General features: G+C 69.8%; 15 protein-coding genes. 9 read left to right on the plus strand and 6 right to left on the minus strand.

Going from position 1 to position 13,150, the window contains the following annotated elements; genetic code table 11:
* Window positions 1-141 precede the first annotated feature (141 nt).
* The 3 genes from recO to GAS53_RS32830 form a co-directional block, all read right to left on the minus strand.
* A complete protein-coding gene (recO, locus tag GAS53_RS32820) occupies window positions 142-888 on the minus strand; it encodes a DNA repair protein RecO (protein ID WP_151481362.1) in 747 nt (248 codons plus the stop codon).
* Between the two features lie 22 nt (window positions 889-910).
* On the minus strand, window positions 911-1,525 hold the full coding sequence (locus tag GAS53_RS32825) for a DUF1266 domain-containing protein (protein WP_225859234.1): 615 nt from the start codon (window positions 1,523-1,525) through the stop codon (window positions 911-913).
* An 86-nt stretch (window positions 1,526-1,611) separates the two neighbouring features.
* On the minus strand, window positions 1,612-1,827 hold the full coding sequence (locus GAS53_RS32830) for a hypothetical protein (protein ID WP_151481363.1): 216 nt from the start codon (window positions 1,825-1,827) through the stop codon (window positions 1,612-1,614).
* Window positions 1,828-2,168: 341 nt separating this feature from the next.
* Here GAS53_RS32830 and GAS53_RS32840 point away from each other — a divergent pair, with 341 nt between their 5' ends.
* The 3 genes from GAS53_RS32840 (at window position 2,169) to GAS53_RS32850 (ending at window position 4,665) form a co-directional block, all read left to right on the plus strand.
* Window positions 2,169-3,002: a helix-turn-helix domain-containing protein gene (locus GAS53_RS32840; RefSeq protein WP_151481366.1), complete on the plus strand. Its 834-nt coding sequence runs from the start codon at window positions 2,169-2,171 to the stop codon at window positions 3,000-3,002.
* Window positions 2,984-3,178, plus strand: coding sequence for a DUF397 domain-containing protein (locus tag GAS53_RS32845; protein ID WP_151481367.1), 195 nt, complete (start codon window positions 2,984-2,986; stop codon window positions 3,176-3,178). The genes GAS53_RS32840 and GAS53_RS32845 overlap by 19 nt, the downstream gene beginning before the upstream one ends.
* A gap of 506 nt (window positions 3,179-3,684) precedes the next feature.
* The gene (locus GAS53_RS32850) at window positions 3,685-4,665 is read left to right on the plus strand and encodes an ArsR/SmtB family transcription factor (RefSeq protein ID WP_151481368.1); all 981 of its coding nucleotides are present in this window, start codon (window positions 3,685-3,687) and stop codon (window positions 4,663-4,665) included.
* 85 nt (window positions 4,666-4,750) lie between these two features.
* Here the strand turns inward: GAS53_RS32850 and GAS53_RS32855 are convergent, their stop codons facing one another.
* Window positions 4,751-5,971: an MFS transporter gene (locus GAS53_RS32855; protein ID WP_151481369.1), complete on the minus strand. Its 1,221-nt coding sequence runs from the start codon at window positions 5,969-5,971 to the stop codon at window positions 4,751-4,753.
* Window positions 5,972-6,027: 56 nt separating this feature from the next.
* Here GAS53_RS32855 and GAS53_RS32860 point away from each other — a divergent pair, with 56 nt between their 5' ends.
* Window positions 6,028-6,603: a CGNR zinc finger domain-containing protein gene (locus GAS53_RS32860; protein WP_225859235.1), complete on the plus strand. Its 576-nt coding sequence runs from the start codon at window positions 6,028-6,030 to the stop codon at window positions 6,601-6,603.
* Here the strand turns inward: GAS53_RS32860 and GAS53_RS32865 are convergent.
* Window positions 6,497-7,327 (minus strand): AraC family transcriptional regulator, encoded by an 831-nt coding sequence (locus GAS53_RS32865; RefSeq protein ID WP_151481373.1) that lies wholly within the window; start codon window positions 7,325-7,327, stop codon window positions 6,497-6,499. The genes GAS53_RS32860 and GAS53_RS32865 overlap by 107 nt on opposite strands.
* A 55-nt stretch (window positions 7,328-7,382) precedes the next feature.
* Here GAS53_RS32865 and GAS53_RS32870 point away from each other — a divergent pair, with 55 nt between their 5' ends.
* On the plus strand, window positions 7,383-7,955 hold the full coding sequence (locus GAS53_RS32870) for a class I SAM-dependent methyltransferase (protein ID WP_151481374.1): 573 nt from the start codon (window positions 7,383-7,385) through the stop codon (window positions 7,953-7,955).
* Between the two features lie 19 nt (window positions 7,956-7,974).
* Here the strand turns inward: GAS53_RS32870 and GAS53_RS32875 are convergent, their stop codons facing one another.
* Window positions 7,975-9,246, minus strand: coding sequence for an abortive phage infection protein (locus GAS53_RS32875; RefSeq protein ID WP_225859236.1), 1,272 nt, complete (start codon window positions 9,244-9,246; stop codon window positions 7,975-7,977).
* A 306-nt stretch (window positions 9,247-9,552) separates the two neighbouring features.
* On the opposite strand from GAS53_RS32875, the gene GAS53_RS32885 reads away from it, so the two are divergent.
* The 4 genes from GAS53_RS32885 to GAS53_RS32900 all read left to right on the plus strand — a co-directional run bounded on the left by GAS53_RS32885 (window position 9,553) and on the right by GAS53_RS32900 (window position 13,058).
* On the plus strand, window positions 9,553-10,170 hold the full coding sequence (locus GAS53_RS32885) for an RNA polymerase sigma factor (RefSeq protein ID WP_151481375.1): 618 nt from the start codon (window positions 9,553-9,555) through the stop codon (window positions 10,168-10,170).
* A complete protein-coding gene (locus tag GAS53_RS32890; protein WP_151481376.1) occupies window positions 10,163-11,137 on the plus strand; it encodes a CU044_5270 family protein in 975 nt (324 codons plus the stop codon). The genes GAS53_RS32885 and GAS53_RS32890 overlap by 8 nt, the downstream gene beginning before the upstream one ends.
* Before the next feature lie 448 nt (window positions 11,138-11,585).
* Window positions 11,586-11,966 carry a hypothetical protein gene (locus tag GAS53_RS56775; RefSeq protein WP_225859237.1) on the plus strand — a complete coding sequence of 127 codons (381 nt, stop codon included), beginning with the start codon at window positions 11,586-11,588 and terminating at the stop codon, window positions 11,964-11,966.
* 180 nt (window positions 11,967-12,146) lie between these two features.
* Entirely contained in the window at window positions 12,147-13,058 is a 912-nt protein-coding gene (locus GAS53_RS32900) for an NAD-dependent protein deacetylase (protein ID WP_151481377.1), read from the plus strand.
* The last annotated feature ends 92 nt before the right edge of the window (window positions 13,059-13,150 follow it).

Raw genomic sequence — 13,150 nt, forward strand, 5'->3', positions numbered from 1 at the left:
TCTCTCGGATCGCTCGGATCGCTCGGATCGCTCGGATCGCTCGGATCCCTTTGCGGCTTACTGATCTTTGCTATTGATCTCTGCTACTGATCTCGTCTACTGATCTCGTCTACTGGTCTCTGCTACTGACCTCTGTGCGGCTTACTTCTCCACGTAACGCAACGAGCGCAGCCCGCGCTCCAGGTGCCAGTGCAGGTAGGCCGACACCAGGCCGCTGCCCTCCCTGACATACCGCGACTCGCACGCGTCCGCGGTCGCCCAGTCTCCCGTCAGCAGCGCGCCGAGCAGTTCGAGGGCCTGCGCCGAGGGTACGACGCTGCCGGGCACCCGGCAGTCGACGCAGACGGAACCTCCCGCGGCGACCGAGAAGAACCGATTCGGTCCGGGCATTCCGCACTTCGCGCAGTCGCTGAAGCTCGGCGCGTAGCCGTTCACGGCGAGGGAGCGCAGCAGGAAGGCGTCGAGGATGAGGTGCGGCTCGTGCTCGCCCTGGGCGAGTGTGCGCAGCCCGCCGACCAGCAGCAGATACTGCTGCACGGCGGGCTCACCCTCGTGATCGGTGAACCGCTCGGCGGTCTCGAGCATGGCCGTCCCGGCGGTGTACCGCGCGTAGTCGGCGACGATCCCGCCACCGTACGGAGCGATGGTCTCGCTCTGCGTGCACAGCGGCAGCCCGCGCCCGACCAGTTCGCTGCCCCGCGCGAAGAACTGCACGTCGACATGCGAGAAGGGTTCGAGCCGCGCCCCGAACTTCGACTTGGTCCGCCGCACGCCCCGCGCCACCGCGCGTACGCGCCCGTGACCGCGAGTGAGCAGGGTGATGATCCGGTCCGCTTCACCCAGCTTCTGGGTGCGCAGCACGATGCCGTCGTCGCGGAACAGACTCATGGGCCCATTCTCGCGTACGGAGTCAGCGTGTGTGGTCGGGGTGGCTGATCGCGTCCCACGGGACCATGTTCCAGGGGCTCGCCCTGTTCGCCGGGTCGAGGAGCGACTTCAGATGGGCGTCGGACACGGCCTGCGGGGCAGGGAAGCCCGCGTCCGGTGTTCCCTGGAGGTTGTCGCGCCAGACCATCCGGCCCAGCAGGTAGTGCTCGGCGTACTCGTTCCAGGAGGCGTACGAGCGCACCACCGCCGGCACGATGTTCTTCAGCGCGGTCCAGGCGTCGGCCTCGCTGAGCATCCCGCACGCGAAGCCCCTGCGGGAGATGTCCACGTACAGACCGGCGTCCCAGGCGAGCGGTTCGACGCCGAGCCGCAGCCGGGCGCGGGCGCGGTAACCGGTCCGCGCGAGACCGTCGAGGCGGCCGACCAGTTCCTCACGCGAGGTGATCTCCCACTGGTCGGCCAGCCACCGCCGGGCCTTGTCGTCGTCGATGCGGGTGAACGGGTACAGGGTCGCCCGCGAGGCGTCCCGGTCACGGTTCACCGGTGCGCTCAGCGACACCATCCACAGCTGGTGCGTGGAGAGCGGAACGGGGTACTTGCGCGCAGCCTTCTGCCTGCGACGTTTCCATATCGCCATGGCGCCGCACCCTATGTCAGGCCGTTCCTCAGGGGCTCAGGGGCACCTCTCCCCTGCGTCCCCTGCGTCCCTTGCGAAGGGCCCCTTCAAGGGACCTCCCCTCGGCTGCGTGCGTTGGCGTACGCCGTCGCCGCGCTGAGTCGTTCCGCCATGGTCGCCGGGCGGACCGCACCCGGCTCGCAGTCCCATTCCCGCCCGCCGCCGAACGGTCTGAGCTGTACGTACGGTCCCTCGTGCCCCATCACCACTCCCACCCGGCCGGTTCTCGTGTCGACGACGTACGTCCCGGTCTTGGGCTTCATCCGATCACCGCCGTGAGTCGGGCCGCCGTCTCGACGGAACACCGCCCCAATTCCACGAGCGGGCAAGGAGCCTCTCGCGCCAAAGTTGCCGGGTCGATCCCGAGTGTCGGCAACGTAATTCCTGCGGTTGCCAGTGCCGCGCGCAATTCCTTCACCGTTTCCTCCGCTTGTTCGACGCATGCCGCCGAGTGCCGTGCGCCGTGGCCGAGCCGGTCAGCCTTCACGGTGTTCCCCTTTCCTTTTGGGTTTCACGCTTTGTATCGTCACGGTGACGCCTGCCGCTTAGACTTTGGAAGACCTCTACGCTCAGCAACGTCGGTGCAGTACAAGGGGGGTTGACTGTGGCCAACGGTTCGCGTCAGGCTGCTTGGGAGTTCTTCGGGACGGAGCTGAAGAGGCGGCGCGAGGAGGCGGGATTCACTCAGGCGGAGTTGGGTTCTCGCGTTTTTGTGTCGGGCGGCTACATTGGGCAATTCGAACAGGCCATTCGGAAACCGCAGTTGGATGTTGCGGGGAGGATCGACGAGACGCTACAAACCGATGGCTTTTTCGAGCGGACGTGGCGAAAGCTCATCGATGACAGGCGGTACGCGGATTACTTCGCGGAAGTGGTCGAGCTGGAGCGGATGGCCACGAAGATCTGTGAGTTCGCACCGACGCTCGTACCGGGGTTGCTGCAGACCGCCACGTACACGCGAGCAGTGACGCTGGCCGGCAATCCGTTCGCCACTGATGCCCACATCGAGGAGAAGGTGGCTGCTCGCGTCGAGCGGGCGCAGATCCTGGCGGACGCTACACGGCCCGTGTATTGGGTGATCCTGCACGAGCACGTGCTACGCATTCCGGTCGGCAGTCGGGCCGAGATGGCTGAGCAGTTGGAGCACATCGCGGAGCTTGTGCATCAGCGGAAGGTGCTGGTGCAGGTCCTGCCTACCTTGGTTGGGGCGTACCCGCTGATGGGCCGGATGGCCAGGCTCTTCGAGTTTGAGGACGCACCGCCAACCGCCTATACAGAGGCCGTGTATTCGGGGAACCTGCTGGACGATCCGGCCCTAGTGAAGCGAGTACAGGGGGCATACGATCTGCTCAGGGCCGCCGCGCTGCCGCCGGAGGCGTCCCTGGCCCTGATCGAGTCGGCGGCTGAGGACTACAGACGATGCGCGAGTACGACCTGAGCACTGCTCAGTGGCGCAAGAGCACCTACAGCGACGACAACGGCGGCGACTGCCTCGAAGTTGCCGACGGAGTCCCCAGCGTCGTACCCGTCCGGGACAGCAAGGTCGTTGACGGGCCCATGCTGCTGATCGGCGCCACGGCCTGGACGAAGTTCATCGCCACTGTCACGAAGTAGCTGGCGCCGCAAGCCCCCAACTGAACGTGGGGACCGCCCGCTTCTTGGCCAGTGTCGTGCTTCCACGCCCCGAGTAAAGGGCGGCCTACGGCCGTCGCCTGCGGCGATTCCGCTGCGCTCCACCCTTGACTCGGACCGCTCCAGCACGGGTGAGAAGCGAGCGGTCCCCACGTTCACTTGAGAGTTGGCCCCGCCACCTACTTCGTGACAGCACGGACAACTTCGCCCCGCCGGGACCCGGCGTGACCCGACAGGACCCGGCGTCACCCGCGTCACCCGGCGGGGCGAGACAGCACCAGGAGTATGTCGGTGGCGTTGCACCGGCCCCCTCCCCCGCGCGGGGCCGGTGCGTGCCCGACTCGGGCTGCCCGGTGCTGGCCCTTTACAGGGTCCGGGGTGGGCGGGCGCGGGGCAACGCTTTCGAAGGTGGTCTAAAAGCGCAGGTCCATCGGGGGGCGGAGCGTGGTGACATGGTCGGTGGGACCACGTGGCCTGGGGAGGAAACTGTGGCGGAGTCGAGGGTGCGGCTGGGGCGAGTCGACCGGCTGAGCGTCGAGGTCGTGTACCGGCCGGGCACGACGCTCGTCTCCCTGCTGGTCGATGCCCTGGGCGGCCGTCCGCAAGGGGTGCTTCCGCACGTTCGGCGGACGATCCGCGCCGGGTTGCCGCGGGACGTCGCCCGGCTGCTGCCCCCGCTGTTCGTGCCCGGGGTGTCACCCATACCGGACTGGCTGTCGACGGACGCGGCCGGATCGGACCAGGAGATCCACGAAGCCCTGGAGCGGATGCGGGACCTGTCCGCCGACACCGTGCTGGAGGGAATCGACTTCACGTTCGGCGGGCGGGTGCCGGGCCGGTGGGAGCCGGCGCTGCGCGACCCCCGCCGTTACGCCGTGGCCTTCGCGGATGCGCTGGACGCCTTACGGACGACGTGCGCGCCGGTTCTGCGGCGGACGCGGGCCCTCTACGAGCGGGAGGCGGAGCGCGTCGGCATCGCCTCGGTGACGGGGCACATCGGGGTCGTCCTGTCCCAGCTCAACGCGCTGTGGAGGCTGGACGGCGACGATCTCGTCTACAGCGGCGGCCGGATCGGCGATCACGCCCTCGGCGACCGGCGGTTCCTCCTGGTCCCCATCCTGTCCGGCAGCAACGCCTCCATCTTCAGCCTCGACACCCGGGACTGCGTCTCGATCGGGTACCCGGCCCGGGGTCTGGCGCTCGCATGGCACGGGCAGAAACCGGCGGCCGAGTCCCGCGACGCGCTGGGCCACGTCGCCGGTCAGGTGCGGGCGAAGATCCTCCGCTACCTGGCCCACCGGCCGACCGTGGGAGAGACGGCGGCCCACCTCAACTGCGCCCCCGCAACGGTCACTTACCACTGCCGTCAACTGGAGGACGCCGGCCTTCTCGCCCGCGAACGCCGGGGCCAGTCCGTCAGGATGAGCCTCACTCCGCGCGGCCAGGCCCTCGTCGACCTCCTGGCCTAGGACGAAGAGGCGCGCCGACGCCCGCCTGTCCGTCCGCCCGCCCGCCCGCCCGCCCGTCCGCCCGTCCGCCCGTCCGCCCGTCCGCTCAGTCGTACGAGGCAGTTCGGCCGGAAGCGAAGGCATGGAAGCTCAGGCACGCGGCAACCTGCACCCCGGCGGCAGTCAGCAGCGCCGCCGGGAGTGACCGCGTGGCTATCGGGCCCGCGGCCGCCGCGCCGAGGGCGAAGCCGGTGATCTTGAGGCTGGCGCCTGTGGTGAAGACCTGGCCGCGCAGGCGTTCCGGTGCCTCCCGGTGCCGGACAGCGAACAGGGCGACGAGTTGAGGGCCTTCGCCGAGGCCCGCCGTAAGGGCGGCGGTGACGACCAGGGCCGGGTGGCCGGTCGCGGCCATCAGTAGCGCGGCGGCCAGGAGCAGCGTGCTGGACCAGATGACCGTGTCCGGGGCGATCGCGCGGGGGCGGCGGGCGAGTACGGCGTTGGCGGCGAGCGCCGAGACGGCGGTGCAGGACAGGAGCATCGTGCCGTCGGCGGCCGATGCGAAGGCCCGTTCGCCGAGGAGCGGGGTGCAGGTGATCAGCATGCCCAGGCCCGTGCAGGATATGACCGAGGTGAGGGTGGCCCGGGCCAGGGGCCGGGTGCGGGTGATGCAACGGAAGCCGGCCGCGAGGTCATCGGCCACGGACGTCGGCGGTCGCACCCGCTTCAGACCGCCCACGGACGTCGGCGGTCGCACCCGCTTCGGACCGTGGCGCGCGGGCAGCGTCCATGCCGCGGGCAGAGCGAAGGCGATCAGCGCGGCCGATGCCACCACGGCGGCCGGTGCTCCGAGGAGCTTCGCCAGGGCTGCGGCGAGCGCCGGGCCGACCAGGCTCGCCACGCTGAACGTCATCGCGTCGAGCGCGTTCGCGCGCGGCATCCCGTCGCGGGGCACGACCCTCGGCAGTTGGGCGGTCCAGCCGCCCGACAGGGCGGGTCCGAGCAGTCCCGTGAACACCGCGATCAGGACGGTGAGTTCGATCGGAAGGCGGCCGAGGCTCAGGAGGATCACCATGAGGCCCGCTGCGTAGAGGGCGAGCGCCCAGGCCAGCAGGCGGCCTGGCTTCGGGGACCTGTCGAGGAGCGCTCCGAGCACCGGGCCGCCCACCGCCGCCGACACCGTGATGCCGGCCAGCAGCGACGACGCCTCCGTGACCGATCCCCCGATCGCGAAGCCCGCCAGCAACAGCGCAGGCCCGGACATCTCGTCACCCGCCCGCGCCGCTGCCGCCCCGGCGAGAAAGGACCGCATCGCGTAACGCTTCTTCATCAGGATGACGTTACGTGCGTAACTCAAAACTATGCAATATGCGTTACATTCGGTCCATGGTCCTCTCCGACGACTGGTCGACGCGGCACTCCGTACTGGCCAACGCCCGGCGCACCGCGGCCCTGATCAACATCCTGACCGGTACCGGCGATCGGCAGCCGCAGCCCGAAGCGGTCGCCGAAGTACTGGGCGAATACGGCGAGTTGGAGCCCATCGAGATCAGCCCCGATGACGTCGCACGCATGCGCGCGGCCGCTCTCCTCCTCCGGGAGGTCTTCGCCGCCGGGCACGTCGACGCCGCCGCGGCCGCCCTCAACCGCCTGCTGCTGAAGCACACCGGCCCGCCGCGGCTCACCTCGCACGGCGGCGGTACTCCGTGGCACCCCCACCTCGACAGCCATGACGACGCGCCCTGGGACGAATGGTTCCTGGCCTCGTCCTGCCTGGCGCTGACCGTCCTGCTCTGGGACCGCCAGTCCCCGCCGGGCGGGGTCTGCGCCTCCTCCAGCTGCCAGAACGTCTATGTCACCCAGGGCCAGGGCCCGGCGCGCCGCTACTGCTCCCGCCGTTGCGCGACACGCGAACGCGTGGCGGCCCACCGTCGCGGACCGGGAAGTACTGCCGGGGCGTGACCCCCACGATCCGCCGGAACGCCGCCACGAACGAGCTGGCGGAGGCGTAGCCCACCCGCCGGGCCACCGCCTCCATCGTCAGACCCTCGGCGAGGAGTGGCATCGCGGCCTGGATGCGCAGGCGTTCGCGCCACTGGCCGAAGGTCAGTCCCGTCTCGGTGACGAAGAGGCGGGCCAAGGTACGGGCGCTCGCGCCGACTTCGGTACCCCAGGCCTCCAACGGGCGCCCGTCGGCGGGGTGTTCGCCGAGTGCTCGGGCCACCGCTCGTGTACGGGGGTCGCGGGGCTCGGTGAGGGACACGCTCGTCACCGGTACGGGATGCAGTACGTCGAGGAGTACGGCCTCCGCGCGCGACCTGGCGTCCGGGGCGAGGTCCCTGCGTACGAGGTGGTCGACGAGGGCCCGGAGCAGCGGGCCCACGGCCACCACCGTGGGCTCGGTCCACTCGATTCCCGGGCACGCGGCCGGGTCGACGTACGGGCTTCGCATGACGGCGTCGCCCTCGGCCTCGGTGGTGTGCTGCACCCCAGCGGGGATCCACAGCGCCAGCGACGGCGGCAGCAGCCAGGCGCCGCGCTCGCTGGTCACCCGCAGCAACCCCTTTGCCGCCCAGGCGAGTTGGTGGAACGTATGCCAGTGCCGGCCGAACCCGCTGCCCCTCGGCATCGCGAAGTGGCCGATGAAGATCGCGGTGGCGGCAGTCGGCTGTCCGTCTGGCGACATGGAACGGCAGCGTAGCCCGTATCAGACACCGCGTCCCCGCTCGTACCGTCGCCTCATGCCGATGAACCGAGCACATCGCAGACTGTGCAGCTCCGACAAGTGGGCCCGGACGACCAGGGATCACATCCTTCCCTGGACCCTGGACGGCGTCCGACTCGGCGACGACGTACTGGAGATCGGTCCGGGTTACGGCGCGAACCTGCGCGTACTGATCGAACAGGTCCCCCGTGTCACGGCCGTCGAGATCGACGGGGCCACCGCGGCGCTGCTGGAACGCAAGTGGGGCGACCGGGCCCGGATCCTCCACGCGGACGGGGCCGCGATGCCGCTGCCGGACGCGAGTTTCTCCTCCGTCGTCTGCTTCGTGATGCTCCATCATGTGCCGACGGCCGCCCAGCAGGACCGGATCTTCGCGGAGGCATACCGCGTACTGCGGCCCGGCGGGGTCTTCGCCGGGTGCGACAGCCAGCCGAGCTTCGGATTCCGGCTGCTCCACTTCCGCGACACGATGAACACGATCGATCCGGCCGGGCTTCCGGACCGGCTGGCGAAGGCCGGCTTCGAGAACGTGTCGCTGGACCTCCATCCGAAGTCCGGGGCGGTCCGCTTCCGCGCCGAGCGGGCCTGAAGCACGGCCCTCCGCCTCGTCAGCAGCGCGCGCGGCCGTAGTGGCGGGCGAGCGCGTGGAAGGCCTGCTTCGGCTCCCAGTGCCAGTCGGAGTTCGGATCGTCGGGGCGGTCCTTGATGGGCTTGACGATGGCGTAGGACGCCAGGTCGAGGTCGTATCGCGGACGGTCGGGCCGGTGCGGGGCGTCGGCGGTGATGAACTCGAAGGCCATCGCCGCATGCAGGTTCATCGACTCGAAGACGTCGAGGAGATCGGTGAGATACGCGGCCTGGGTGCGCTCGCTGCGGACCGGATTGCCTTTGATCTCCGGCGGTTCCTTGGTGTAGTCGACGATGTTCCAGCCCATGCCGCCCGCCTCCGGGGCACCCTTGAAGGTGCAGGTCCCGAACTCGGTGATGGCCAGGGGCTTGCCCCAGCGCAGGAAGGTACGCAACTCCCGTACGTAGTCGGCTCGTTGGCGGAAGTACGAGTAGTAGTCGATGCCGACGATGTCGAACAGCCCCCAGTCGACGTTCTCGAACCTCTCGTCCTGCGCGGCGGCGTAGCTGAGTTTGCCGCGGAAGACGGACCGGCCCACCGCCGCCGCCTTCGCGGTGAACCCGGCCAGCCGCTTCTGCATCTTCACGAGATCGAAGTTCCCCTTCTCCAGGTTCTCGATCCGCTCGAGGACGTCGTCCCCCGGCACGATGCCCGGCACGAACAGCCAGAACTCACACCCGACGGCGAGGGTGACCTGCGCGCCCTGCCGCCGCAGCCGCTCCCCGTGGCGCCCGCTCTCGGCGAGGTGATCGAGGATCTCCTTCTCCGGCACGTCGCCCAGTGTCGGCTGCAACCACACGTGCAGTCCGCGCTCGGCCACCTCACTCGCCGTGGCGTTCAGCCGCTCGACACCGTCCCCGGTGACCTCGACGGAGTCCGCGTGCAACTCGCTCCCGATCACCCGGATGTCCTCACGCATCCTGCGCTCACTCCAGGCCGTCCCCGGGGTCTCGCCGGCCCCGACGGTGTAGACGACGCCGCGGTGGGTGAGCCCGCGACGGGTGCCGGCGGTGGCTCCGGCCGCCCCAGACGCCGACACCGACTTGGACGCGGACGCGGACGCCGACACCGACTCGGACGCGGACGCCGACTCGGACGCGGACGCCGACGCCGACTCGGACGCGGACGCCTGCGCCGGGAAGGCCCCGGCCGCCCCGACCACGGCCGCCGCTCCCCCCATGAACTGCGCCCTGCTGATCCCCTTGGTCTTCCCGGTGTTCTTCCCCGTGCTCTTCCCCGTCTTCTTCTTCATGCCGCAAGTCTGTTGAGCCGCGGCACTCACGGCTGTCGGCCGATGGTCTACGGCCCTCCGACCAAGGTATGAACGTCAGCCGCCCGGAGTCGTAGAGGCGCCACTGGTCCTGAACGTCTCCAGGGCGCCGCTGAAGAGCGCGTCGCTGTCCGTGTTCTGTTGTGAAGTTCTTGTTGGCCGTGTACTGCCGGTAACTTGCTAGGAACCAGCGGCCAGGGGCCCCGATGGAACTCGCCGGGGGCGACGGGCGAAGGAGAGATGAAAGCCCAAGCCTTCGAAGCGTTCCCCAGGACGAGAGGAGCCCCGATGACCGTCGAACCAGGCGTCCGCACGGGGGCGGAGAGCGATGCCTCGGTTATTGCGCGGTCCCGGGATGAGCCCGAGGCATTCGCCGTGCTCTTCGACCGGCACGCGGATGCGGTACACCGTTATCTGGCCCGTAGGCTCGGCGGCGAGTCGGCCGACGACCTCATGGCGGAGACCTTCACCACTGCTTTCCAGCAGCGGCACCGGTACGACCCCGCGCGGGCCACGGGTGACGGCGCCCGGCCCTGGCTGTTCGGCATAGCGACCAACCTGGTCGGCCGGCACCGGCGGGCCGAGGCCCGCCGGTTCAAGGCCCTGGCCCGCATCCCGGCTCCCGCCGACCACGAGGAGCCGCTGGCCGACCGGGCCGCGGCCCGGGTGGGGGCGCAGGCCGTACGCCGCGAGCTGGCGGCGGCACTGGCCGCACTGCCCGCGCGGCACCGGGACGTGCTGCTGCTGGTGGCGTGGGGCGGTCTCGGCTACGAGGAGGTGGCCCAGGCCCTCGGTGTCCCCATCGGCACGGTCAGATCACGGCTGCACCGGGCTCGCAGCAAGCTACGCGAAGCGTTGGGCGGATCCGATCCGACGACACTGCGAGAGGCATCCGGCCATGACTGACGAACTCGAACTCCTGCGGGACTGGGACGCGGACGCGGCCCCGCTCACCGAACCGACCCGAGCGCAGGCCCGCCACCGACTGCTCAACACGATTGCGCGCACGGAGCGGCACCCAGACGCCGCACCCAGCCGCCGCCACGCGCTGCGCCTCGCGACAGCCGCGGTGGTCACCATGGCGGTTACGGGCACGGCGGTACTGATCACCGCGGACGGCGCCGACGAGGGCGGCCGCACCGACCGGGCGGGCACGAACGCCCCGCCGATGCGCAACGCAGGCGCCGTGACGGTGCTGAACGGGGCGGCAGCGCGGGCGAGTGAGCTCGAGAAGCCCGTGGCGCCGCGCGACGACCAGTTCATCTACTCGAAGCGGATCATTGAGGAGACGGAGCGGAAGACCGGCGCGGTCAAGTCCTATGTGGACGTGAACTGGGACTCGGTGGACGGCTCCAAGCGATCTTTGACCATGGAGCTCGGCCGGGTGATCTGGGAGAAGCCCATGGGGAAGAACGAGGGCGTGTGGCCGCCCCGGGAGTGGAGCAAGCTGAAGAAGCTGCCCACCGACCCGGAGAAGCTCATCCCGGGCATCATCGGCGTCGGCACGTCCGACAAGTCGATCGACGACTTCACCGCGTGGGACTGGTACGACGCCTACTTCATGCTCGGCGAGCTCCTGAAGTGGCCGGTACTGCCCGAGGGACTGCGTCCCGCCGCGTACGAGGCGCTGGCCCTGGTGCCCGGGGTCAGGGCGACCCCGGGGATGAAGGACTCCGCAGGGCGCACCGGGGTGGGGATCTCCTACCCCAAGCGCGCGTCCGAGAAGGGCAAGTACCTCATCTTCGACCCGGAGTCCTATGAATTCCTGGGCTTCCGCGCCGAGCGGACCTCGCGTTCCGGGAAGAAGACGTACATCCAGCTGTCGCACGTGGCGGACTGGGCGATCGTCGACCGCTTGAGGCAGCGCCCCTGAGCCCCCTGGTACTCCAGAGGCATCCTGTTGGGCAGTTGGCATGCCATCCGCGGCTTCCCCTGGTCGCCGGCTTGGACTCGGAACGTCCGGCGGTCCACGTGTGGGACTGCGAGGCAGGGCAGCTGCACGAACTCGGTTCTGTGGGCGCCGAGTCGAGTGTCTACGGCGATGCAGCCGGTTGGGAACGGAGGCAGCGGACACCCGCTGTGGCATGGCATCCAGACCAGCCGCTTCTCGTGGTGGCGGTCGAGGGCAAAGTGGTGCAGTGGACTCCTGCCGGGCTCTTTGAACTGGCTGGTCTTCCGTCCACTGCCTGCTACCGCAGTCTGGCATTCAGCCCGGACGGTCGGACGTTGTGGGCATCGCCGTCGTCAGGCGATGACGACAGCGCATGGGAACGCTCCGACGTCCTCGACCCCGCTACGGAAACCGTCAGCTCCGGCCCCCGGTGGGACACCTCGAAACCCAGCATGCGATCGAGCACGACGTGCTGGCCGGCTCACCGGTGTCCGGACTGGGCGCCACAGCGGCAGGCGAGCTTGTCATCGCCGGCGGCGGGGGCGATCTTGTGCTCCTGTCCGTGCGCGCCGACTCGGCAAAGGAGCACAGCACGGACGGCGCCACATCGAGGGCAGCAGTCACAGCGTTCTTGGACGCCACCTCCGAGGTTCCTGACGACGGCGACCTGGAGACACACCTCGTCGTCACCGACGGAGCCCGCACCTGGGAATCAGATGATCTGGCGACAGTGACCACCGCCACCGCAACAGATCCGACCTGGCTGCAACTTCAAGCAGCCATCAACAACGCGCGCGACCAAGACAAGTGACCGCTCGAACGTGAATGGTCACCTTCAGGACGTGTGACAGCCGTCGCCGTCCCGGAGTCGGTCAGCCATCGGATGGACCGCGCGCGCCGACGTCACGCCCACCGGGACGTTTCCGTAAGCGGGTACGTCCACCCGAACGCCGACAACGGGTGGTGGCAGCCTGTTCCGTACCCTGGCGGCATGCGCATGCGCCCCACTCTGAACTGGACCCCCACCGGGGACCTGCCGCCGGGCACCACGGACCTGGAGCCGGTCGCCGGTGCGCTTGGCACCGGCGGTGTACTGGTGCTCAGCGGGGCGGGCATCTCCACGGAGTCGGGCATCCCCGACTACCGGGGCGAGGGCGGAAGCCTGAGCCGGCACACCCCGATGACCTACCAGGACTTCACCGCCGACGCCCAGGCCCGGCGCCGGTACTGGGCGCGCAGCCACCTCGGCTGGCGTACCTTCGGCCGCGCCCGCCCCAACGCCGGACACCGGGCCGTGGCCGCGTTCGGGCGGCACGGCCTGCTCTCGGGTGTGATCACCCAGAACGTCGACGGCCTGCACCAGGCCGCCGGCAGCGAGGGCGTCGTGGAACTCCACGGCAGCCTGGAGCGGGTCGCCTGCCTTTCCTGCGGCGCCTTCAGCCCGCGCCGCGAACTCGCCCGGCGGCTTCAGGAGGCCAACGCGGGCTTCGAGCCGGTGGCCTCCGCACTCAACCCGGACGGCGACGCCGACCTCACCGACGAACAGGTCCAGGACTTCCGCGTGGTGCCCTGCGCGGTGTGCGGCGGCATCCTCAAACCGGACGTGGTGTTCTTCGGCGAAGCCGTTCCGCCGCCGCGCGTCGAGCACTGCCGCCGGCTGGTCCGCGAGGCGAGTTCGCTGCTGGTCCTGGGCTCCTCACTGACGGTGATGTCCGGGCTCCGGTTCGTCCGCCAGGCAGCCCAGACCGGGAAACCAGTGCTGATCGTCAACCGGGACCCGACCCGGGGCGACCAGCACGCCGTCACCCGGGTCGCGCTCCCGCTGGGAACAGCCCTCACCGCCGTGGCCGGCCTGCTGGGCATCCCCATCGACGACGAGGCGACGGCCCGGGCGAAGGAGTGACGGTGCCGGGACGTCGTCACCGGAGTGCAGCGCGGCAGCCCTTCTTGCCGCCCAGGCTGATCACGACCTCGCCGCGACGGAAGATGTCGGCA

The sequence above is a fragment of the Streptomyces albicerus genome, from assembly GCF_008905045.1.
In the GTDB taxonomy this organism is placed as follows: domain Bacteria; phylum Actinomycetota; class Actinomycetes; order Streptomycetales; family Streptomycetaceae; genus Streptomyces; species Streptomyces albicerus.

Excerpts from the sequence above, each read along its gene's own strand:
- GAS53_RS32890 (WP_151481376.1), top strand. The coding sequence starts at position 10,163 with ATGACTGACGAACTCGAACTCCTGCGGGACTGGGACGCGGACGCGGCC.
- GAS53_RS32870 (WP_151481374.1), top strand. The coding sequence starts at position 7,383 with ATGCCGATGAACCGAGCACATCGCAGACTGTGCAGCTCCGACAAGTGG.
- GAS53_RS32865 (WP_151481373.1), bottom strand. The coding sequence starts at position 7,327 with ATGTCGCCAGACGGACAGCCGACTGCCGCCACCGCGATCTTCATCGGC.
- GAS53_RS32845 (WP_151481367.1), top strand. The coding sequence starts at position 2,984 with ATGCGCGAGTACGACCTGAGCACTGCTCAGTGGCGCAAGAGCACCTAC.
- GAS53_RS32885 (WP_151481375.1), top strand. The coding sequence starts at position 9,553 with ATGACCGTCGAACCAGGCGTCCGCACGGGGGCGGAGAGCGATGCCTCG.
- GAS53_RS32900 (WP_151481377.1), top strand. The coding sequence starts at position 12,147 with ATGCGCATGCGCCCCACTCTGAACTGGACCCCCACCGGGGACCTGCCG.
- recO (WP_151481362.1), bottom strand. The coding sequence starts at position 888 with ATGAGTCTGTTCCGCGACGACGGCATCGTGCTGCGCACCCAGAAGCTG.
- GAS53_RS32875 (WP_225859236.1), bottom strand. The coding sequence starts at position 9,246 with ATGAAGAAGAAGACGGGGAAGAGCACGGGGAAGAACACCGGGAAGACC.
- GAS53_RS32860 (WP_225859235.1), top strand. The coding sequence starts at position 6,028 with ATGGTCCTCTCCGACGACTGGTCGACGCGGCACTCCGTACTGGCCAAC.
- GAS53_RS32825 (WP_225859234.1), bottom strand. The coding sequence starts at position 1,525 with ATGGCGATATGGAAACGTCGCAGGCAGAAGGCTGCGCGCAAGTACCCC.
- GAS53_RS32830 (WP_151481363.1), bottom strand. The coding sequence starts at position 1,827 with ATGAAGCCCAAGACCGGGACGTACGTCGTCGACACGAGAACCGGCCGG.
- GAS53_RS32855 (WP_151481369.1), bottom strand. The coding sequence starts at position 5,971 with ATGAAGAAGCGTTACGCGATGCGGTCCTTTCTCGCCGGGGCGGCAGCG.